20 protein-coding genes are annotated in these 21809 nt (G+C 32.8%); 7 read left to right on the top strand and 13 right to left on the bottom strand.

The features are described 5' to 3' along the window. Nucleotides 1–214, top strand: a 214-nt coding sequence (locus tag VLC96_RS05075) for a hypothetical protein (RefSeq protein WP_325261045.1), incomplete at its 5' end; no start/stop codon positions are given. 219 nt (nt 215–433) lie between these two features. Here VLC96_RS05075 and VLC96_RS05080 read toward each other — a convergent pair. Further along, on the bottom strand, nt 434–892 hold the full coding sequence (locus VLC96_RS05080) for a hypothetical protein (protein WP_325261046.1): 459 nt from the start codon (nt 890–892) through the stop codon (nt 434–436). Next, the gene (locus VLC96_RS05085; RefSeq protein ID WP_325261048.1) at nt 883–2631 is read right to left on the bottom strand and encodes a hypothetical protein; all 1749 of its coding nucleotides are present in this window, start codon (nt 2629–2631) and stop codon (nt 883–885) included. Before VLC96_RS05085 ends, VLC96_RS05080 begins: the two co-directional genes overlap by 10 nt. 357 nt (nt 2632–2988) lie before the next feature. Between VLC96_RS05085 and VLC96_RS05090 the strand changes: the two genes are divergently transcribed. The 3 genes from VLC96_RS05090 to VLC96_RS05100 all read left to right on the top strand — a co-directional run bounded on the left by VLC96_RS05090 (nt 2989) and on the right by VLC96_RS05100 (nt 4784). Then, the gene (locus tag VLC96_RS05090; protein ID WP_325261050.1) at nt 2989–3126 is read left to right on the top strand and encodes a hypothetical protein; all 138 of its coding nucleotides are present in this window, start codon (nt 2989–2991) and stop codon (nt 3124–3126) included. A 304-nt stretch (nt 3127–3430) separates the two neighbouring features. Further along, the gene (locus VLC96_RS05095; RefSeq protein ID WP_325261052.1) at nt 3431–4276 is read left to right on the top strand and encodes a tetratricopeptide repeat protein; all 846 of its coding nucleotides are present in this window, start codon (nt 3431–3433) and stop codon (nt 4274–4276) included. A 28-nt stretch (nt 4277–4304) separates the two neighbouring features. Then, nucleotides 4305–4784 carry a GyrI-like domain-containing protein gene (locus VLC96_RS05100; RefSeq protein ID WP_325261054.1) on the top strand — a complete coding sequence of 160 codons (480 nt, stop codon included), beginning with the start codon at nt 4305–4307 and terminating at the stop codon, nt 4782–4784. A gap of 40 nt (nt 4785–4824) precedes the next feature. Here the strand turns inward: VLC96_RS05100 and dprA are convergent, their stop codons facing one another. Further along, nucleotides 4825–5925, bottom strand: coding sequence for a DNA-processing protein DprA (gene dprA / locus VLC96_RS05105; protein WP_325261056.1), 1101 nt, complete (start codon nt 5923–5925; stop codon nt 4825–4827). 173 nt (nt 5926–6098) lie between these two features. Between dprA and VLC96_RS05110 the strand changes: the two genes are divergently transcribed. Together VLC96_RS05110 and VLC96_RS05115 are read left to right on the top strand one after the other, a co-directional pair. Next, nucleotides 6099–7082, top strand: coding sequence for an HU domain-containing protein (locus VLC96_RS05110; protein ID WP_325261057.1), 984 nt, complete (start codon nt 6099–6101; stop codon nt 7080–7082). 414 nt (nt 7083–7496) lie between these two features. Continuing rightward, a complete protein-coding gene (locus VLC96_RS05115; RefSeq protein ID WP_325261059.1) occupies nt 7497–8756 on the top strand; it encodes a DcaP family trimeric outer membrane transporter in 1260 nt (419 codons plus the stop codon). 31 nt (nt 8757–8787) lie between these two features. Here VLC96_RS05115 and VLC96_RS05120 read toward each other — a convergent pair whose 3' ends face one another. The 3 genes from VLC96_RS05120 to VLC96_RS05130 all read right to left on the bottom strand — a co-directional run bounded on the left by VLC96_RS05120 (nt 8788) and on the right by VLC96_RS05130 (nt 10792). Next, nucleotides 8788–9351, bottom strand: a complete 564-nt coding sequence (locus VLC96_RS05120; RefSeq protein ID WP_325261061.1) for a TetR/AcrR family transcriptional regulator — start codon at nt 9349–9351, stop codon at nt 8788–8790. A gap of 99 nt (nt 9352–9450) precedes the next feature. After that, nucleotides 9451–10395, bottom strand: a complete 945-nt coding sequence (locus VLC96_RS05125) for a polysaccharide deacetylase family protein (RefSeq protein WP_325261062.1) — start codon at nt 10393–10395, stop codon at nt 9451–9453. A 4-nt stretch (nt 10396–10399) separates the two neighbouring features. Then, complete coding sequence (locus tag VLC96_RS05130; protein WP_325261064.1) at nt 10400–10792, bottom strand: DoxX family membrane protein; 393 nt, start codon at nt 10790–10792, stop codon at nt 10400–10402. 93 nt (nt 10793–10885) lie between these two features. Here VLC96_RS05130 and VLC96_RS05135 point away from each other — a divergent pair, with 93 nt between their 5' ends. Continuing rightward, the gene (locus VLC96_RS05135) at nt 10886–11722 is read left to right on the top strand and encodes an AraC family transcriptional regulator (RefSeq protein WP_325261065.1); all 837 of its coding nucleotides are present in this window, start codon (nt 10886–10888) and stop codon (nt 11720–11722) included. A gap of 53 nt (nt 11723–11775) precedes the next feature. Here the strand turns inward: VLC96_RS05135 and VLC96_RS05140 are convergent, their stop codons facing one another. The 7 genes from VLC96_RS05140 to VLC96_RS05170 form a co-directional block, all read right to left on the bottom strand. Further along, nucleotides 11776–12510, bottom strand: a complete 735-nt coding sequence (locus tag VLC96_RS05140; protein ID WP_325261066.1) for an alpha/beta hydrolase — start codon at nt 12508–12510, stop codon at nt 11776–11778. A 953-nt stretch (nt 12511–13463) separates the two neighbouring features. Further along, nucleotides 13464–15953, bottom strand: a complete 2490-nt coding sequence (locus tag VLC96_RS05145; RefSeq protein ID WP_325261067.1) for a glycoside hydrolase family 9 protein — start codon at nt 15951–15953, stop codon at nt 13464–13466. A gap of 415 nt (nt 15954–16368) precedes the next feature. After that, nucleotides 16369–16797 (bottom strand): cupin domain-containing protein, encoded by a 429-nt coding sequence (locus tag VLC96_RS05150; protein ID WP_325261069.1) that lies wholly within the window; start codon nt 16795–16797, stop codon nt 16369–16371. 425 nt (nt 16798–17222) lie between these two features. After that, a complete protein-coding gene (locus VLC96_RS05155) occupies nt 17223–19496 on the bottom strand; it encodes a helix-turn-helix domain-containing protein (RefSeq protein ID WP_325261071.1) in 2274 nt (757 codons plus the stop codon). Nucleotides 19497–19655: 159 nt separating this feature from the next. Continuing rightward, nucleotides 19656–20213 carry an OmpH/Skp family outer membrane protein gene (locus VLC96_RS05160; RefSeq protein WP_325261072.1) on the bottom strand — a complete coding sequence of 186 codons (558 nt, stop codon included), beginning with the start codon at nt 20211–20213 and terminating at the stop codon, nt 19656–19658. A gap of 163 nt (nt 20214–20376) precedes the next feature. Beyond that, a complete protein-coding gene (locus VLC96_RS05165; protein WP_325261074.1) occupies nt 20377–21225 on the bottom strand; it encodes a class I SAM-dependent methyltransferase in 849 nt (282 codons plus the stop codon). A 72-nt stretch (nt 21226–21297) separates the two neighbouring features. Next, nucleotides 21298–21771: a GNAT family N-acetyltransferase gene (locus VLC96_RS05170; RefSeq protein WP_325261075.1), complete on the bottom strand. Its 474-nt coding sequence runs from the start codon at nt 21769–21771 to the stop codon at nt 21298–21300. Nucleotides 21772–21809: the final 38 nt, after the last annotated feature.

Below are 21809 nucleotides of genomic sequence, written 5' to 3' on the forward strand. Positions count from 1 at the left end.
ATGTTGCGGTATGGCGGGTTCTTTTGGATATGAAAAAGAACATTATGATATTTCGATGAAAATTGGTGAATTAGTTTTGTTCCCAACTATCCGTTCCGAAGCCGAAGCGACATTAATTTCTGCCTCAGGAACGAGTTGTAGGCACCAAATTAGCGACGGAACAAGCAGAAAAGCATTTCACCCCGTTGAAATCCTTTTTAAGGCTTTAAAATAGATACAATTCGTTTTTAAGCAAAAAGGCTGCGAATTTTAGTATCTGCAGCCTTTTTTATTGAACCCGATAATGGATTTGAAATTTGTTCCTGTTGCAATTTACAAAACTGTCGAACATAAAAATCTGTGTAAGCACACAAATCCACATTAGAAGAGAACGCACCGATACCCGAAGAATCCTTTAAAAGTTGTGAATTAGACAAAGTCATTTTATTCTAGATTATTCTTCTGGCAACAGTACAGGCGACCATTTTAAGTAAGTCCCATCATCTTGTTTTATTATTATATAAATCAGAAATTGAGTACTAGTGCTACTATTAAATTCATTTAAAGTTTTATAATCACAGTCTAGAGTTGTTAATTTTTCTGGTTTTTGAACGTCAATATAGTTAATATAAAATGTAGGAAGCCTAACATAATCGGGTCTTTTTTGTTTATTAAGTTTATCTATACGTTCCTTTTTTGCTTTTTCCCTTTTCTGCTTTGATTCATATCCATTTACATAAAAGCTTATAGACATCCTAGACGTATCTTTACTCACAGAATAATGAGCCACCAACGGGTCGTTTAAGTTTACAAGAAATGGACGGTTATCATTGCTTTTTGTTGTTTGTGAAATAACAAAGTTTGATGATAATAATATTAAAAGCAAGGTGATTATCCGCTTAATTATTGACATGGAGGATTATTTTTTAAGAAGTTTTTGTAAATTGATAAAATTTGCAGTCTTTGGTCTAGTGGTACATTTTTCCATGCAACACTTGGAACAGGAGGCAATCCAGTTACGCTATCAACTTCAATTTCTCCTTCCCCCATAAGGCCAATCCATGCTAATGCGTTATAAAATTCATCTGAATGTTGATTATTATCATATTGTTTTAAAACTTGAATGATAATTTGTCTATAATGTTGTGCCATTAGTTCATGTTGTGTATCAGAAATTTGCTGATCAGCTGGAACACTGTACAAATATCTCATATAATAATCAAAAAGTCCAGGGAAATTGTTTTTTAAATTATGAATATATGTTTGCCATTGGGAATCTGTCATGTTGTTGATATTGACATTAGGAAGCTTTGCACAGCTTAGCAATTTTCTATATATTTCTGCATGAATCATTTCATGAATAAATGTTCTTGCAATATCTAATGGTGGTCGGTGTAGATTATTAGGATTAAACAGTATATCAATCCAATAATTATTAGGAGGATAGGTTACTGCATTTGCATCAGGATGAATAGGATCAACTCCAGCTTTCAACATCAAATGAGCAACAGAAAATTCGCCGTCGAAATTCCGTAAATACTTTTCAAAAGTAGGTGCTTGACCAAGTTGGTTATATACACCAAATAGGCATGGGTTGTTTCTTAATGATTTATGAACAAATACTTTGTACCAATAATCAACTTCTCCTCCATCTTTAAGGCATATAACAGCATCTCTCAAAAAATCCAGTGTTTCTGGCGTATTTTCCTCTTCTTGATTCAAGACATAGTAGATATCATTGACACTACTTGCATTGTTTGGATCGATCAGCCAAAGAAATGCTGTCGCATCGATAGTTCCTAATTTTCGCTTAATTTCTGTAATCTGCATACGTTGATACTCTGACTGTGCCTGGCTGGGAACAATAACAACACTGGCACTTCCATTATAAGTATTGCTATCACTAGGACTATAGCCGGTTCCCATATTTGGAGGCGTGACAGTAAGTACATATCCTGTGTTCGATGGGTCTCCGCTGGTCGCCGTAATATTGATGTTACTGAAGAGACCAGTTATCCAATTAAAGAATTGGGTCAATAAGCTATCGCCATGAACAGGAGAAGGGCAATTACAACCACTACCATCACCATAATCACTTCCATCATCAGGTACTGGGTCTTCTAAAATTGCAGTTATCTCCGATGTTTTAATCCCTGTTATTTTATTTGTCGTGCGCTGAACTTTTATTGCTTTACCATTTTCAAAATATATGGTGCTTTTTAATATTTTTTGGTCATTAAAAAATTCCATTTTTCCGGTAAATTTATTTAACTCAAACTTTTTTGTAATATCGGCGGGGGTATATCTAACAATAATGTTTTCATATTTGTCCCCATCTTTTATGACATGAAGATTCTCAAAATAATAAGTATCGTTATCGATAGATTTGTTTATAACCGGTATACTATAACTTTTAAAGTCATTAGCTCCTTCATATTCAACTATATGTTGGAGGTCAAGGTTTAAGTCTTCATTAGATTTTTTAGTTAATGAAGTACTGGACTTGAAATTTTCTACATTAGGTGTCAAAAAAGGGACATCATCAATTGTCACATAGTTGATTTTTCCTTGGTCTCTTTGTTCATGAATTGGGTTTTCATATGAATCTTTCTCACAGCTTGAAAAAGTAAAGAATATTGTTAGGAGAAACAATCTAACAAATAGTTTTGGGTAATTGTTCAAAATAAAATCGTTTTTTAGTTTATAATAATTGGGAATTAATCATTGCGAATGTAAGAAGTGAAAAATGGTAATACAATAACTACTTTTGGTGATTTTTTAAAAATAAAATACTGTATCACTTAATGTAATGACTTAGTTTTCAGTATCGATTATATAAAGTAAGTGTTTTCTTTCTAACAAAAAAATGTAATATTAGAAAATAAATGTGAAGATTTGTATCCGAAAGTACAGATTTCCAATTCGTGTCGACTGCAATAAACAAAACAATCAAACCTAAAAATCTGTATAGGCAAGCAAATCCGTATTCTAAGACGACGGTCGCACTAATTGACGAACAAACAAAACAGCCCCATCATCCCAGAAAAACTATTGCCAACGGTTTCAACCAATGAGGACAAAGATTGGCAACCACACCGTTACCAACGATTGAAACCGTTGGCAATGGCGATTATGAAAACGCATTAACTCTTTAATTTTCCTTTCCTCAAAAAACCTTAAAACCCGCTCCGAAGCTGATGCGACATTAATTTCTGCCTCAGGAACGAGTTGTAGACACCAAATTAGCGACGGAACAAGGAGAAAAGCATTTCACCCCGTTGAAATCCTTTTTAACGCTTTAAAATAAGTAAAATTAAGTTTTAGATATAAATGCAGCTGTTTTTGAAATGGCTGCATTTTTTTTATTCGGATTTCTACCTAAACTAATTAACATTAAATTTAGATAAACTTTCTTTACTTTATAGTTCCTAATTCAACTATAAAAAAGAACATGAAAAACCTTATTCTTACCATATTTTTATTCATCAGCATTAAATCTACGGCCCAATTGACATTTGACAAATCAATACTTGATTGCGAAAATAAATGGGTAGCATTTCCGCAGGATGACGATGGATCTTATAAATATGGTTTCATTTATATGGATTCTCAATACGGTCTCATATTTGATTATGGTGGTAGCTTTAGAATTAATGCTGTCGGAAAGATTTTAGCATCCCCAAAAGAAGAGGGCGCTTCGATGAAAATGCCTTTAAATCCGAGTAAAATTCTTCTTGCTATTATACCTGAAACAGATTTTGAACAATTTAAAATAAATAAAATTTCTAATGGGTTTAACTCTAATGTAATGAAACAAGGCTCCGTCGAATGGTTCTACAGCTGGGGTACTACTTATAACACTTGGAGCGACTGTAAAAAAGCATTGGAATCTTTAGAAAAAGCATATAAAATCAATAGCCAATATAAGGGGTTAGATGTTCAGTTGGCCCATTCATACAATTGCTTAAACCAATATAGTAACGCTATTAATGTTTTAAAAAAATCAATAGTTGCAAATCCGACAGATCCGTACGTTAATAAAGAATATATTTTTGCCTTAGCTGCCAATCAACAGTTGGATTTGGCTATCGAAAGCTACAAAAAGTCTTTGAAAGTTTGTCCCGATACAACTTATGTTCCCGAAAATGCTTTTTATATTTTGCAAGGCTATTTTTTTAAAAATGACAAAAAGAACTTTGATAAATGGTTGGTTGAAACAGAAACCGTGATGTATTCTAACGATCAAATAAAAAAGATTGTAGAGCAAATGAAAATTGAAATCAAAAAAAACAAATAATAGCGTACTTGTAAATAGTTCTAAAAAAATGATACCAAAAATTGTAGTTTCAAGCGAAAAAAAATTAGTTGGAAAACGTTTGCTTATGAGTTTTGCAGATTATAAAGTCAGCGAACTTTGGAAAAATTTTATGCCAAGACGAAAGGAAATTACAAACAACCTTTCCAACGATTTAATTGCAATGACAATCTACAAACCGGCTCATTTTTTGAATTTTAGCCCAACGAATGAATTTGAAAAATGGGCTGCAGTTGAAGTTTCAAACTTTGACAATATTCCACCAGAAATGGAAGCATTTACTTTGAAAAGCGGACTTTACGCTGTTTTTAACTACAAGGGTTTAAATACTGATGACTCCATTTATCGCTATATTTTTGGGGAATGGATACCAAATTCAAATTACGAATTAGACAATAGACCTCATTTTGAAATTTTGGGCGATAAATACAAAAACAATGACCCAAACTCTGAAGAAGAAATTTGGATTCCTATACAACAAAAACAATAATAACAACCTTTAGAATTGTTGAATCGTTTAGGTGATAATATTAAATCGCCTCAAACATTTTTCCTGGCAAAGGTCTGATCACGCCTTTCAATTCCATATTGAGCAGTAAACCTGAAATTCTGTAAATTGGAAAATCACAATTCAAAGCAATAATATCCATCAATTCTTTGCCCGTTTTCAACAAATAATCATACACTTTTTGTTCATCATCATCTAACGTAACAAACAATTGTTTTTGAACTGCTTTTGTTTCTTTTAAAATATCCCAATTTAGATTATAAATTAAATCGGCCGCAGAAGTAAGCACATTTGCTTTTTGAGTTTTGATCAAATTATTACAACCTTGGCTGTATTTATCAGTAACACGGCCCGGAACTGCAAAAACCTCCCGATTGTAGTCATTTGCCATATTAGCTGTTATCAAAGAACCGCCTTTATCCGCAGATTCTATAACAATTGTCGCTTCGCTCATTCCGGCAACGATCCTGTTTCGTCGAACAAAATTTTCCTTGTCGGGGTTGGAAGTACTCCAAAATTCGGTCATAAAACCACCGTTTTGTTCCATTTTGGACATATATTTTTTGTGCGTTTTGGGATAAATCTGATTCAAACCATGTGCAAGTACACCTATAGTTTGCAAATTGTGTTCCATTGCCAGTTGATGTGCGACTATATCAACTCCATAAGCAAAACCACTTACGATAATAGGGTTTAAAGGAACTAAATCTTCAATCAATTTTCTGCAAAACTCCGTTCCGTAAGAGGTAATTTGACGTGTCCCAACAATACTAATTATTTTGCGATGTTTCAAATCGATATTTCCAGCAGAGAAAACTAAAACCGGACCATCGATACAATGTTTTAAGCGTTCGGGATATTTTTCATCCTGAAAAGTGAGAATATCAATGTTGTTTTTTTGAACATAATCCAACTCAGATTGTGCTTTATCAAAAATGGATTTATCTTTAAAATTTTTCAATAAAACAGCACCAACACCATCGATAGAGGCTAGTTGATGTGATTTAGCTTTCAAAACATTTTCGGCAGTACCAAAATGTGTGAGCAGTTTTTTGGCCATTATATCTCCAACGCCTTCAATGCGCAATAAAGCCAATAGGTAAAATAAATTTTGTTGTGACATATCTTACAATTATACGATAAATATTTGAAATCGAAACTGATTGTGGATCCAAAATTATCTTGTTTTAAAAAATCAAAAAACAGCAACATATTGATAATGTATTAGATGCAAATTGTTAATAAAAATTGTGAATAAAATTTTGATAACTATTACCGTTGCATAACTTTGTTAACATGAAAATAGAACTTTACATCGCGCAACTTTTATACCGTTATCAATGTGTAACCGTTCCAGGTTTTGGAGCTTTTTTGGCTGAAATTCAATCGGCTCAACTGCTTGAAAACACTCATTCTTTTTTTCCACCAAAAAAGACGATCTCTTTTAATTCGCATATAAAAAACAATGACGGATTATTAGCTAATCATATTGCTCAAGCCGAAAAAACATCTTATGATTATGCGGTAAGCGCAATTGAATATGAAGTTTTAAATTGGAAAAAGGTATTACAGGAAAATCGTAGTCTTACTGTAAAAAACATTGGAATTTTTAGTTTAAATACCGAAAACAATATCTTATTTACACCAAATGAACAAACTAATTTCAATGCAAAATCCTTTGGATTGACTTCGTTTGTTTCTCCTGCGGTAAAAAGAGAAGTTGTTCTTTCTACCCCTGAAATTGTACAAGACACTCAAAAAATTGTAGTTGAGGAAGATAAACCAATTTTCCATTTCGAACCAGAAACTGAAACAAACAGAACTAATTCTTATCTGAAGTATGCTGCTGTTTTCGTAATAGGATTAGCTGTTGCCGGATCAATTGGATATCCTTTGTATCAAAATCAAATTGCAACGCAAACAACTTTGGTAGAAACTGCGGTGCAAAAAAAGGTGCAAACTAAAATTCAGCAAGCAACATTCTTTATCCAAACCCCAATTCCAGCTGTGACGCTTTCTTTGAAATCAGAAAAGAAAGAAAATGCTAAGTTGCCTTATCACATTATGGCTGGTGCTTTTAGAAGTGAAGCCAATGCTCAAAAAAGATACAGAGAGTTAATTGCTAAAGGTTTTGAAGCAAGAGTTTTAGGAGTTAATAAAAATGGTCTTTATCCTGTATTATACGGTAGCTACACTACTTTTGCAGAAGCAGAAAAAGAGAGAAATAAAATTATCGAAACTGATAATCCTGAAGCTTGGATTTTGATTGAGTCCTTATAACGAACTCAATTCTAACATAAAAAATCACGAATAGAACCGATTAAAAGGTTTTGTTCGTGATTTTTGTTTTTAGATTGACCAAAAACATTTTGCTGCTGATTTAAGGTAGCTTTTAAAGTCATTATTACTCTAATTATTTAAATTGTACAAAGAGGACTTTCGACTAACAAATATGCATTTAAAACGTTTTCTTTTCATTATCTAAAATCAACACATCTATTTCTTTCTTGAAAAGATTTTTTAGACAATTATTTATTATGCTTACAAAAAGGCAGACAAAATTTAAACAACTGAAAAATACATAGTTAGATAAAATTTGTTAAATTTGATAGGAGAAAACCATATTTTTCAACTTCATTCGCAGGAATTCTCAAAGACAGTACGCAATTTCATTATCTGTAAACTACTTAAAATATGAAAAAAGTTACGCTAATCTTTTTAATTATCACTTCATTCTCTTATCAATTACAAGCGCAAGATGAAGCCAGCCAAAAGACAATGGAAATTAACGGTTGGGTTATGATGGATAGTGGTTACGATTTTGGAAAAATGGACCCTAACTGGTTCGATATGATGCGCCCAACAAAAATCCTTGATAGTAATGGAAATGAATTTCAAAATCAAGGAAATGTATTTTTTGGTGTTCGCCAAACGGCTTTGAGTTTCAAAAATTATTTTGATACTTCATTAGGAACTGTTAAAACGGTCTTCGAATTTGATTTGGTCGGATCTGGAAAAGATGCAGGAGCGACAGCTTTTCATTTACGTCATGCTTATATTCAATTCGGGAAATTCATAATTGGGCAAACCAATAGTGTTTTTGCAGATATGGATGTGTATCCAAATCTAATCGATTTCATGGGACCAAACGGTGCTGTTTTTACCCGAAATATCCAAATCCGTTATACACCAATTTCAACTGAACACCAAACTTTAGCGATTGCACTGGAACGTCCTGGAGCAACCGGAGACAAAGGGCAGTATGGGGAAGGATTTGTTTATGCATCACTACTTGATAATGTGGCATTCAGATTTTCTGTTCCAGATCTTAGTGCTGAATATCGTTATACTGATAAATGGGGATATTTGGAATTAGCAGGGATTTTAAGAAGTATAAAATGGGAAGACAATAATACAGATGAATATCAAATCAATGGAAGCACTATCGGCTGGGGAATTAGCCTAAGTACAAAAGTGCAACTTGCAAAAAATATCTTTTTCAGAGGAGCATTTACAACTGGAGCAGGAGTTCAAAACTATATGAACGATGCAGATGCAGATGTTGGCATCAAAAGACAGTATAACAATACTCTAACTCCTATTACGGGTGTCGCCATTCCAATTATTGCTGGAGTAGCATACTTTGATATTAATTGGAGTCCAAAATTAAGTACTGCTTTTGGATATTCAATAATGGATAATAAAACAACCGAAGCTCAATTATCAACAGCTTACAAAACTGGGCAATATGCAAGCATAAATTTATTATACTCACCTGTTAATAATTTAGTTTTAGGTCCAGAATTACAATGGGGAATGCGCCAAAATAATGACTTTGCGGGCAATCAACTTTTTAGTCTTCCTGCTGCCACTGGAAATACAGGAGTAGATGTTAAGCTACAGTTCTCGGCTAGATATGTTTTCAATAATAACTTTTATAAAACAAATAAATAACACCTGACTAATCAGTCATGAATGTATTATGTTAATCTTCAATCATGTTCCAAAATAAATCGAATGTCTGTTCCGTTAAATTTTTTGTGTTTTCAACGCTAGTTTCATTAGCAATCAAATAATAAAATAATCCATTTACTTGAGATGTAAAAAGCGAAAAAATCAATGCAGGAGGCATTGGTTTTAAAAGGACTAAATCTATACCATTTTTAATTAAAACATAAAGCGGATGTTCATTTATGTTCAATATCCTTGCCATTAAAGATTTAGAATAAGGCGAACTATTAAATTGTTGAAGGTATTGAAACTCTAATCTGTTATTTAGATTCCAATCTAAGGATGCTAAAAACAATTTTCTAAATGATTCTTTGGAAACTGATTTTGTTCCTAAACTTTCCATTATAAAATCATCCATTTTTTTTGTGATGCTATTATGTATACTAACAATTAGAATTTCTTTTGTAGCAAAATAATTGAATAATGTACCATTTGCCACACCAGATTCCTGAGCAATTTTACTAGTAGCTGTTCCGTGAAAACCATTGTCAACAAAGAGCTTTAAAGCTGTTTGTATAATTTGTTCATCTTTTTTCATATTAAAACTGATTAATCAGTCGTAAAGATAAAATAAAAAAAATAAAGATAGTAATGGCAATTGGTCTTTTCGATTTAAACCAATTGCCAATTCTAATTATCATTCACGAATAGTTTTAGCATCCGCTAAAGCCATAGTTGCGATTTCATCTTTTCTTTTAAACGAGACACCGCTCTGCTTTTGCATATAACGAATTAAATCAAATGTTGTTTTTACCATTTGTGGTGTACCACCTATTCGATCATGAAAGCTTATTGACATTTGTCTTCTTTTCATCTGGCTTTCTAAATAAAGTTGGTCAAACTCTGCTTTTACCTGATTGAAGAATTGATCAACTGAAAAATTTTTGCCTTCAATTAAAGCAATATCATTACAACGCAATGTATAAGGCACGACAGCAAAATCCGAATTATTGACTTTAATAATAAAAGGCTCGTCACGACTCAAATCATCAATGTGGTATTTAAAACCAAGTTCTTGCAAAATTTTTAACGTATTTTCTCCTCTTCGCAACCAATTTGCATTATAACCTATAGCATCAAAACCGGTTACTTGCTTGATTGCTTTAACTCCGTCTAGAATAAATTTCTTCTCTTCATCATATGGCATATTGTACTGTGTGCTCCAATTCATACCATGTGCTGCTGCCTCATGTCCGCGTTGGACAATTTCTTTGGCCAAACCTGGATTTTTTAACACCGCCGAACCAACCATATGTGAAGTCACTTTTACTCCCAATTTATCCCAATTATCAAGCATTCTAGGGATTCCTTCTTTATAACCATATTCAAACCATGTAGCACTTGGTAAATCAGTATATCCCTTTTGCATGTTTTGAGGAAAAGGACTCTCAGCATTTATAGGTTGTCCTCCAGCTTCAAATTGCATTGAAATAGAAACGACTAATTGAGATCCGTCTTCCCATTTTGTCGGAATGGTTTCATTTTCAAATTTTGGTAACGCTGTGAATATTTCAGTTGGATTTACCATACTAGCAACTCCGACAAGGCTGCCTTGCTTTATAAAATTACGTCTAGAGCTCATTGCATTATAATTTAAAAAGTGTGTCTAAAGAAACCGTATTAGCAACGATAAATTGCAACAACAATGCAAAAAAAGCAGCGTGAATCAATTGCGAAGGCAAAGCTTCCCAATTCTCGATCAAAGCTGTTCCGAAGATTAAAATCACCATGATTATTCCGCCAATGAATAAGGCCGGTTTGGTAAATAATCCCGTAACAAGCAACAATCCTACCAATAATTCAGCAATAGGTAAAACATAGCTGAATGGAATCACCAATACTTTTGGCAAAAGAGATTTCTCAAAACTTCCGACCATCCAAGAACTAAATGACTGCAATTTGGGTAATCTTACCAATCCGTGGCCAAGCATGCTCGCTCCAATGGCAAGCCTTAACAAGAAATAAACTGTTGTATTCATTTTGTTTTTATAATTAAAATTAGATTACAAAGATCCTCCGCTTCCCTATCATTCATTTGTATAATCATGGGGAATAATTGTACATTTGTTAGTATGGAAATTAGAAATCTATATCAGCCATTTGAATTGGAGTTGTTAAAAATCGACAACTATGAAAGTCGTGAACATAAGAATACTTTTTTTGAAATGGTATTTGTTTTGGAAGGCGAAGGCATTCAAATGATTAATAATCATAAGCTGCCATATACTAACAATAAACTTTTTCTGATTTTCCCTCAAGATACTCACGGCTTCGAAGTATCTACGACCACTAGTTTTTTCTTTCTTCGTTTTAATGACAGTTATCTAAAAACCCAACCGAAAGAGTGGGTACAAAAATTGGAATTGATTTTTAATAATTACAATCATTTACCTGGTTGTATTTTAAAAAATGTCCCCGACAAGGCATTAATCAGAGCATTGGTTGAAGCATTAATCCGAGAAAAAGACAATCAGCAGTTTCAACAGCAAGAAGTTGTAAAACAATTGATTAATACAATTATAATCATTGCTTCGAGAAATATTTTACTGTCTCCACCAATGATTTCAGATAAATCTAAAGCAGAATATTCGGTTCAATTATTGAGTTATATTCATCAGAATATTTATGATCCAAATCAATTAAAATCGGAACGAATTGCCAAACAATTCAATGTTTCGCCAAATTATATTAGCGAATTTTTTAAAATACATATCGGAGAAAGCCTGCAAGATTATATTATGGCTTACAAAATCAAACTCATAGAAACAAGGCTTCGCTATACTGATATGCAAATCAATGAAATTGTATATGAACTGGGTTTTAGTGATTCCAGTCATCTGAATCGCCTGTTTAAGAAATACAAAGGCGTAAGTCCAAGTGAATTTAAGAAGGAATTTATTGAAAAATAGATTTAGATAAAACTACAAGTTTCATTTAAAATCGAAAACGAATAAACATTCCTTTATTCATTTAAAAACGCCATAATTGTTTTTAAAATTTCTGCTTGCTGTTTATCTCTATCAAGAATGGCCTGATTGTCTCCAAATTGAAAGCCATAATAACCAAATTGAGAATGATTGGCACCATCTAACTTTACAAATTCAGCCGTAATAGGTAATTTTGATTTATTATTAAAAATCGATTTTTCGTCAGCAATACCGTCCTTTGATCCATAAATTTTCAAGACTGCCATTTTTCTAGTATTCAGAGAAAAATTTCGAGGATGGGTAGTTCCCAAAAGTATTAATTTGTTAATCAAAGTAGGATTTTCGAAAGCAAACTGCGCTGCCATTTTTCCTCCTAATGAATGTCCTGCTAATATATAAATTTTGGTTTTGTCGTTAAATAAATGCAATTCTTTTGGTTTATTATAACCAACTGAGGCAAGTCGCCAAGGCATTTTTATCAAATAGACTTGAATGTTATTTGCAGCAATTTTTCTACAAAGCGGAACATACGCTTTCGGATCCACTAATGCTCCTGGATAAAAAATAAAAACGTCCTGAAACTTTTTTGTTGGTGTAAAAGAATAAAAATCATCAGTATCATTTACTTGGATGCTACTGTCGCTTTCAAAATACTGTTCACCAACTCCGTGAGCTTGATAACAATAGAACGACCAAAGCATAAAAACAATTCCAATCGGTACCCAAATAAATTTTAAAACTTTATTTCTTTTATATTTTCTAATCATCATACTTCCCCAAAATCTTATTAAATCCCTGCTCCATTTGTATTTTTATAAAAACTGTGCTAAAAAAATATCAAGTCAATTTTTTCAAATGTATCAAAAAAATAGGTCCTATTTGGATATTTAAGAATAATTGGTTTAGACTTAACTATTAATTTAGACATTCTTTTTTGAAATCTTCTTTAATACGATAGAAAATATAAAGCTCTATTTAACAGCTCAAAAATAGCTTAAATATTGATTTACAAATGTTCCAATGAGATAACCCTTTTTTATTTTACAAAAAACAACAACAATTTGTTCTTCATCTTGAATCTAACTTTCTCTGATTATTGGAATTAAATTAAAAATATACTGTTCCGAATTAATCATAACTTTTTAAATAGTTATATATTAAGTCTTTAACGTATAAATACCGTTAAAATTATTTTAAACTAAAGCAAAACCTACAATAAAACCTATTTATTTTAATGTAATTTATTTAAAAATTTATTTCCTGTCTTTAATCAGATTATCGTGCTATTGAGCTGATTTATTTTATCCGAAAATAGAGTTGCCGTAACTTTATGTGTCTTTTAAAAAGACATTCTGGAGTTGTTAATCTAAAACGATCAAAGATGAAATACGATGAAATTAATGAATATGCTTATTTAGCCTATTGTTATGTAAGCATTTCAACGTTTCTTTTGCTATCGATTAGCAGAATTACACAGAATCTTGAGAGAGCCCTAAATTTCAACTCAAATGCGTCGCTAATCATTCTTTTAAACATGGGAGTATTTATTTCATTCCAAGTGTACAAAAGAAGACATGCGATCCTTCACAAATAATCCTACATGATTTTTTAAACAAAAAAAGGCTGTGATTCAGCCTTTTTTTTTATTTCAAAAACCTACAAACTCAATTTTTAAATCTTCGAATAACGTAGTATTATCAACTTCTTATTTCAAATTATTAATTTACTTTTCTTTATTCAAAAGATTATCAGCAGCTAACACTAAAAAAAGATAATCTGTAGTGCCTCCACCTAATACATATTCTGTTTGCTGCCATAAAAAAGGCCATTCTAGAAGTTCAGGGAAATCTGGTCGTATAAGTGCTGTACCGGAACCTATTCCACCTGGAATGTATGAAGCTTCACCCCTATTCATTCCGTACGCCTGAGTTAGAGATCGAGACCCAACACCCGAAGCAAATGACGAAGTATTTGTGCCAGGATGCGCTCCCAGTACGAAATTTAAAGCATCCAACATGTATTTGGTTGGAAAAATATCAGGGAAACTGCTATGGAAATAATACTGATGCATACCAAAATTCTGAATTCCCCATCCGGCTCCCCAAATGTCCGGTTCGTATGGCATTCCGTAAGGTGTCTTTTTTCCTTGTTCTAAGACCGTATTGTAGTAAACCTTAACTGAGGTTCGGATTTTGTCTTTAAAAGCCTTATTGTCGATCAAAGTCATAACAGGACCAACAATCCAACCGGTACGACCAATATTAGAAACAATATCACTTTCAATCGAAATGATAAAATTCGAATACTCGCTATTTTTGGTAGTCATTAATAATTCGGCCGCCAATGATAGTTTATCTAATGGCTTTGGCGCTTTGGTTTTTTTCCAGATTTCCTGAGCAATACTTAGACAGTCCGCTGCCAGAGCTGGATTAAACTTAGAAAGTGCGCGTGCAGCAGCGGCCAATCCTGCCGCAGTATTTAATTCTCTTCGGGGATTATCTTCTGTAAAAACCCAACGATCATCAGGTGCGCCTGTTTGTCCCATTGGAATAGATTCATCTTTTGCATTATTTGAAAAAATGGTATTATCACTGTGGTTTATAGGATCTCCTAGTAAAACATATTGCCTCTTTGTTGGTTCGATAATTCCTCTATAAAATCGGCCCATTGATTTATAACCTCCTACGATAGAAAGTGCGCCATGTTCAATCTGCTGAAGAACATCTGGTTTTCCATCTGGTTGCATAATTTCTACAGTTCTGGAATTTTGATCAATGCTGGTATTATCGTATTCTACACCAAAAAGTTCATAAATATGGGAAAGTCCTTCAATTGTTTCTGCTTGCGATTCAATCCGGAGATCAAAATCACCAGCGTCATGCCAACCTCCAATGTTAATACCTGGTACATGTTCGCCTCCTTTGTATTTGGTAAGTGTTGTAGAACCTTGCAGATAACCATCAAAATGATTGGTATCTACAGGAGCCATTCGGGCATCATCCATATGACAGCGGCCGTGCCAAACTTTGTATCTATCATTAATACGCATATGACACATTTGAACCGGCAAAAAGTATTCTAAAGTTGGTTGCCAAACATTTCGTTTATACACATCTTTATTAATTTGGAAAGGCTCAGTGATATAATTTCCGTATTTAACTACATACATTCCAGGCTGGTCTATAGTCGAAAAGTCTAATTGATAATAACGGTATCTCAGGAAATCACCCCAAAGTTTAGGTTTCGTAGAAATTACTTCAGCATAACCTCCTTCGTTTTTAATTCGTAAAAGTTTAGCTTCCTGTATATTTGTGTCGTTTTTATCAGTTTCGATAACTGCTATTTTCTCTTGCTCAGGATGATAACCCACTTGCGAAATCTGAACAACTGGACTATAAATGAAATTATCAATTGTATTTGGTGTGACCAACCATTCAATTGCATTTTTGGTTGCACCGGCCGGTACCAAGGAACGAACTACAAACCAGCCATTATTGTGTTGGGCGCGTCCGTCAAGTAATTGAAGTTCATCATTTTTTAAATTGGTGATTTTTAATGTTTGTTTTGAAGTTTCAGGGGCAATTACAAGCACTTTCCCAGTTGCCATTGGTTTTATTGTGTATTCGCCCTCGCTGTTATTAGTTCCCGGACCATTAACTTGTCTGTTAAAAAGACCAAAATCATTATCCATATAATAGGATTTTCCAAAAAGAATACCAGGAAACAACTCAATATTCATACCTACTTTCCCAACCCATTCTTTTGGAATCGGTTGATCCAGATCGACCACTATTTTAAAAGATTTTCCTTGGGGAATGATTTTTAAAGTATACGAAATATTAAGATCGGGATAAATAATGGGATTAAAACCCTTTCTATCTTTGGAAGAATCAGGATAACTCATCTTCACGCTGATTTCGTTTTTGGAACGATCCACAACTCTTTGTCCAACCTTTGGAACAGGTTGCCATTGTCCTGGAGTAGGTTCTAATCTTAAATCACCATTGGTAGCCACCCGGATTCCATTTTGAATAATTCCAACACCTCCTTGATGGCTTTCAGGATAAAAATCATGGGCCAACATCACATTGGCACCACGACGCTCGAGGTATTCCTGATTGTTGATGTGAAAATCATCAGAAGTATCATTTTTCCGCTGCGCAAAAAAGGATATAGAAAGAAAAAAGAATAATAACGTAAGTAAATGTTTCATATATGGGGGTTTATTTTGTATCAATTAAAAGTCACTCGAAAACCTGATTATTTCTGCATCCGTTTATTGTAGTTTTTTACTAAAAAATAAATAGAAAATAAAAAAACGACAAAATATACAATTGCCAAACCTGGATGTTCAAATTGTAGTGTCTTGAAGTCAAATTGCTTGTACAATGTCCATCCCAAAATTATTGCTACAACTCCGAAAATGAAGTTTAATGATTTCTTGTTATCCATAATTTACAAATCGATAATTATTTAAATAAATAATTTGTTGCTTAACAAAAATATCAAAATTATCATTATCAATACGTTATAATATTTATTTTAGAAAATCATATCTATATTAAACAATAAAACCTCGTTTAGCAATTGCTAAAACGAGATCATTTGAATACTTTTTCATCTGAATTTTAAGCAAAAACCGGAACTATACCATGCTTTTTGAAAACATCTTTAATCTTTTCCATGTCTGGTGGTCCACCTGCATTTACAATTGCACCAATTTCTTTAAAATATTCGGGACCAATTAAAGCTGGTGTAACAATTGCCAATGCTTTACAATCTTCAGAACTTAGATTATCGAAACCATGCGAAATACCACGAGCGATGAAAAGACTTTCACCTGGATGTAATTCTTTTAGTTGGCCTGCAACATTAAAAGTGATTTTACCTTCCAATCCATAAATCGTTTCGTCATAATCTTCATGATAATGTGGCAGCGGAACTTTTGCGCCAGCAGGAACTAATAATTCAAAAATTGCTATCTGACCATTGGTTTGATAGCTTTCGAGCAAAAAAGTAATTTCTAATTGCCCAACTTTAATAACTTCTTTAGACATATGTTAAAATATTTGTTTTCTACAGTATATCAAACGTTTGCCGTATTTGCCATAGCGAAAATATCAGCAGTATTCTTTTGCTAAAGATATAAGTTTTTTTTAAAAAAAATATATTTAAATAACTACAAGTCAAGCATTTATCTTTATTAATTTATCGTTAAAGACTTAATCAGAGCTTAAGTATAAAAATCTTGTTGGTTTTAAATGAAGATAAACATCAATACCCAATCCAACTGCGTGAGGGATTACTTCACTATACATTTATTTTCATAGGAGTTCGGTGAATTTCATTTGGAATAAGCTACCGAAGTAGCATGGATAGCCCGACCGCGTTGGGAAAAGGGGCTGTATAAATGCTGCAATAAGCAAGCCGCTTTTCTCAACGTGGTCACGCCCAAATGATTTAATATATTCTAGGAACTGTTTTAGGTAAGATTTAGACTTGCTTTGAACATTCTGAGTTCTTCCCAACTGAAGGTGTCTCCATATTGCTCTTTTAAGCCAGAAACTGATTCTTCTTTGTAGCCTTGGAAAGCTTCGGCGAGTGCCTTTACTTTATCTTCGGGCATTACTTCATGGATTGTAATAGTTTTGGACTGAATTAATTTTGTCAGGTGAGATAGAATTGTTTCTTGATTGTACTTTCGGATTAAAGCGATTTCGGGAACGGTTTTCTTTTCTAACCACAGCTCATAAGTGAGTTCAACAGTATTTTTTTTAGGTTCTTTTTTGTCGGTTTTTTTGGATTGATAACGTTCGGCATCTTTATCATCATCAATTAGAGTGATATTCGCTTTCTTGAAATCCTGGAATACACGCTCGATTTTAATGCTTTTGTATTGCTTGATTTCGGGCGATGTTAATTTTTCCTTAGAAATGGTTTCTCCATTGACCAAAGTAGTCACCATCAATTTGGCTTTCATCAGTTGCAGAACGGCTTTGGTTTGTAAATCGTCGAGAATCATTAATTCGTCGTAAAAAGCTTTTCCTTTTTTCATTCTTTTTACTTCTTCGATTTTCCAGAGTACTTCGTATACCAACTGATCCATTGGTGCCATGAAATAATTGAAAGCAGCGTTTACTCTATCTGCAATATGATTGATTTCCAATTGTTCGCTGAGGAACAATTTATCAAGTTGCAGCAAGAATTTCGAAGAAGGCTCGAGTAGTTGCCAAATGATTCCTGCCTGATTTTTGACCCATGTCGCGTGTTTGGCTTTCGCCGAATTTTCAGCATCTTCATTATAGCTAAACTGATGGTTGCGCCATTCTTGTGCAAGAATATTCCAATCGAAACTGTTTTTCAAATAGTTAAGAATAAAATTTTTAGTTTCCCTTTTCAAAGCGTTCGCCAAAGCTTCTTCCGAAGCTTTGCTCTCGGCATATTCCATCACATCCTGATCGTTTGAAATACCATTCATTCGTAGTGGAGAAAGCAAAATAAGCCCATTTAAAGAGCGCAAACGAGAAAATGCTACATAGGCTTGTCCAGGCAAAAAAACTTGCGATACATCAAGCACAGCTTTGTCAAAAGTCAATCCCTGACTCTTGTGAACTGTAATTGCCCAAGCTAATTTGATTGGATAATGCACAAAAGAACCGAGAACTTCCTCTTCTATTTCCTTAGTCAATTCATTAACAGTGTATTTAATGTTTTGCCATTCGTATTTGTCGACTTCAATAGTTTTATTTTCGTCTGGAAAGTGAACCCAAATTTCTTTACTGTTCATGTTTTTTACAATACCCATCTTTCCATTAAAATAATTTTTCTCCTGAGATAAATCATTTTTCACGAACATAACCTGTGCTCCAACCTTTAATTGCAGATTCGGATCGATAGGATAAATTTTTTCTGGAAAATCCCCAGTAATAGACGGAAGAAAAGTCATTGGTTTTCCGTCTAAATCTTCAAGTGATTGGGTGTTCATTACATCTGCTTTGGCATTGTGCGTTGTCAAGGTAATGTACCCTTTATTTGCTTTTAAATCAAAATTGGGTTGCACAAATTCGTTTAGTATTTCGATATCTGTTTTCGTAACCTCATTGTTTCGTAGATTGTTCAATACTGAAATGAAACGGTCATCTGTCTGACGATAGATCTTTGAAAGTTCAATGTATAATGGCGGATATTGTTGGATTACGTGAGCGTGAAAAAAGAATTTTCCTTTGTAATAGTTCCTAAGTGTTCTCCATTCCTCATCACGAATAATTGGAGGTAATTGTAATAAATCTCCTATAAATAATACTTGCACACCTCCAAAAGGTTTTGAGTTTTTTCGAACTGTTTGCATCATAAAATCCATTGCATCAAGCAAATCAGCACGCAACATACTGACTTCATCAATAATTAGCAGTTGCATATTTTGAATTACAGCACGTTTTTGACCACTCATTTTGAAATGTCTTCGCAAAGTAGCTTTGGTTTCGAACTTTGTCGAATCAGAAAACTGTGGAGCAGAATTGTCAGGAATAAACCCTCCAAATGGTAGTTGAAACATAGAATGAATAGTAACACCACCAGCATTCAGAGCGGCAATTCCGGTAGGCGCAACAACCACAGTGTTTTTATGAGTAGTTGCCATAATTTCTTTTAGAAGCGTGGTTTTACCTGTACCGGCTTTCCCTGTTAGAAAAACAGATTGCTGAGTTTGATTTATAAAACGGAGTGCATAAGTTGCTGCTTCAGAAATAGATTGCATTGAATTTATAATTTAGAAAGAAAAATTAAAAACAAAAATTGATAAAATCAAATGATTATTTTCTAATAATTATGAAACTTGTTTTAGGATGAGACAACCAATAAAAAAACCTTCGATCTTATAAAAGATGAAGGTTTTAAATGCTATTCAAAAATAAAATTATTTCTTGTCTTCCTCAGCTTTTGGAGCAGATTTGTATTTTTCATTTAATAATTTTATCATCTCTTTTGTAATGTCATAAGAATCTTTAGCATACAAAACTGAAGCAGCGTCACCAGTACCATAGATATAATCATATCCTTTTTGTTTACCGTAATCTTTGATGAATTTTTTAACACCTTTTACAAGCGAGTCCATTTCTTTTCCGCTTTCTTGTTGCAATTGCATTTGTAAACCTTGTTGTGCTTGAGCTAATTGTTGCTCTCTACGTTGCAATTCAGCACCTTTCTTTTGTGCCCATTCTTGTCCATTAGCTTGTGCATTACTTTGAAAATTAGCAGCTTCTTGTTTAAATCTGTTGATTTCTGCTTCTAATTGTCTGCCTTTTTCAGCAGCTTGCCCTTTGTATTTTGCTTCTAAATCTTTAGTCTCGTTATATTCTTTCATCAGCTCCTGTGTATCAACATAAGCTGTTTTGAATTCTTTAGCTCCTGGGGCTTTTTTATCACAAGAAACAAGTGATATTGAAATTGCGATAAATAATAATACTTTCTTCATTTTGATGTATTTCAAGTTTTGATGTAAGGATGACAAAAATATAAAAAAATAGATAGTATTGATAAAAAGTTTAAAAAACGTTAACTATTTACATACTATAAATTTCAGTTATATATTTTTATTAACCTATAGATTCTAAATATAGTTATTTTTAATTTTAAGTCTATTTATTGCTAATGATATAAATATGAGAAGAATACTCCATATTGCTCTTAGCTTTTAGGTTAGATTTTAAGCCAATATAAAAAGCCTTAATAAAATTCATTTTACCATTTTTATATTTTTCCGATAATAAACTCACATAAAATGAATCAAACTTCATTGGCAAAACGCTTTCCAGTTTCATATTTTCTTTAGCAAAAAGTAATTCGATTGCTTTTTTTGAGAAATGCCAAAAGTGAATTGGAACGTCATAAGCAGCCCAAAAATGTCCGTAATGCTTTGCATCAAACGACTTAAAATTTGGTACTGCAACAATTAAAGTGCCTTTTGGCTTTAATAATCGCTTTAATTCTTTGATTTGCTCTTCCAAATTAGGGACGTGTTCTAAAACATGCCACATTGTAATTACATCAAAAGAATAACTTTCAAGTTCAGACGTATTTTCTACAAAAGAAACCCCTTTGCTTTTTGCAATTGCTTTGGCTTTATCACTTGGTTCTACTCCGACTGTTTTCCATCCATCATTCGCTGCAACAGATAAAAAATCTCCAGTTCCTGCTCCAATATCCAAAATTGCCCCTTTTGATGGCTCATAAAAATTGATTAAATCAAGTTTATTTTTTAATGCAATATTTTTTACAAAGTGGTAAGCTTTCTCAAACAAGGATCTTTTGGAATCTGTGTGTGAAATATAATCAACACTTTCATAATATTTCCCTAAAACATCCAAACTTGGCTGTGGATGTGTAATCAACATATCTAATGTTTCATCTAAATACAGATCAAAAGTTTCTTGCGAAACGGAATGATCTTTAACTTTTAAAAAATGTTTTTTGTGTGTAATTTCCATTATTATTTTTAATGTTTTCAGTCTCTTCTGAAGGCTGAAATTTTTTATGAATATTTTAATTTTAAAAATTGATCATTCGTACAATTGTCTTATCCATCTTATTTTAACTGCAGAGATTTTATCCGTTTCGATTCGAGTATCTAAAATGATTTCAAAACCATTTTTAATATAAAACTCTAATGGTGAAATGTATTGCTTTTTGTTTTGCCTTATTCCATTTTGATCAATAACCCAACCATTCAAAATTGATTCGTTCTTTTTTAATTCATTTAATAAAAGTCTTCCATAACCTTTCCGATGAATTTTTGAATTCAAAATAATAGCGAACCATTTATCATCATCTCGAATAAATGTAAAAGCCCATGCTACAATTTCATTTTCATCATTTAACAATAAATAATGTTTTTTATCTGTAAGTGCATTCAAATAAATATCTAATTCAGATATTTTAGAATAAGCAAGTTTATCAGGATATTCTAAATTCCATAATTCAAAAACAGATTGCTTTTGTTCTAAACTTAAAAATGATCTTTGAATAATTTTCATTAGAAATATATTAATCCAGTAAATACAAGCCTTAAGGA

This window comes from Flavobacterium sp., from assembly GCF_035456085.1.
Lineage (GTDB): Bacteria > Bacteroidota > Bacteroidia > Flavobacteriales > Flavobacteriaceae > Flavobacterium.

Bases quoted from the DNA above. Each gene is read 5' to 3' on its own strand.
- VLC96_RS05110 (WP_325261057.1), top strand. From the start codon at position 6,099: ATGAAAATAGAACTTTACATCGCGCAACTTTTATACCGTTATCAATGT.
- VLC96_RS05170 (WP_325261075.1), bottom strand. From the start codon at position 21,771: ATGAAAATTATTCAAAGATCATTTTTAAGTTTAGAACAAAAGCAATCT.
- VLC96_RS05100 (WP_325261054.1), top strand. From the start codon at position 4,305: ATGATACCAAAAATTGTAGTTTCAAGCGAAAAAAAATTAGTTGGAAAA.
- VLC96_RS05165 (WP_325261074.1), bottom strand. From the start codon at position 21,225: ATGGAAATTACACACAAAAAACATTTTTTAAAAGTTAAAGATCATTCC.
- VLC96_RS05145 (WP_325261067.1), bottom strand. From the start codon at position 15,953: ATGAAACATTTACTTACGTTATTATTCTTTTTTCTTTCTATATCCTTT.
- VLC96_RS05095 (WP_325261052.1), top strand. From the start codon at position 3,431: ATGAAAAACCTTATTCTTACCATATTTTTATTCATCAGCATTAAATCT.
- VLC96_RS05080 (WP_325261046.1), bottom strand. From the start codon at position 892: ATGTCAATAATTAAGCGGATAATCACCTTGCTTTTAATATTATTATCA.
- VLC96_RS05130 (WP_325261064.1), bottom strand. From the start codon at position 10,792: ATGAATACAACAGTTTATTTCTTGTTAAGGCTTGCCATTGGAGCGAGC.
- VLC96_RS05120 (WP_325261061.1), bottom strand. From the start codon at position 9,351: ATGAAAAAAGATGAACAAATTATACAAACAGCTTTAAAGCTCTTTGTT.
- VLC96_RS05125 (WP_325261062.1), bottom strand. From the start codon at position 10,395: ATGAGCTCTAGACGTAATTTTATAAAGCAAGGCAGCCTTGTCGGAGTT.
- VLC96_RS05135 (WP_325261065.1), top strand. From the start codon at position 10,886: ATGGAAATTAGAAATCTATATCAGCCATTTGAATTGGAGTTGTTAAAA.
- VLC96_RS05140 (WP_325261066.1), bottom strand. From the start codon at position 12,510: ATGATGATTAGAAAATATAAAAGAAATAAAGTTTTAAAATTTATTTGG.
- dprA (WP_325261056.1), bottom strand. From the start codon at position 5,925: ATGTCACAACAAAATTTATTTTACCTATTGGCTTTATTGCGCATTGAA.
- VLC96_RS05160 (WP_325261072.1), bottom strand. From the start codon at position 20,213: ATGAAGAAAGTATTATTATTTATCGCAATTTCAATATCACTTGTTTCT.
- VLC96_RS05115 (WP_325261059.1), top strand. From the start codon at position 7,497: ATGAAAAAAGTTACGCTAATCTTTTTAATTATCACTTCATTCTCTTAT.
- VLC96_RS05155 (WP_325261071.1), bottom strand. From the start codon at position 19,496: ATGCAATCTATTTCTGAAGCAGCAACTTATGCACTCCGTTTTATAAAT.
- VLC96_RS05150 (WP_325261069.1), bottom strand. From the start codon at position 16,797: ATGTCTAAAGAAGTTATTAAAGTTGGGCAATTAGAAATTACTTTTTTG.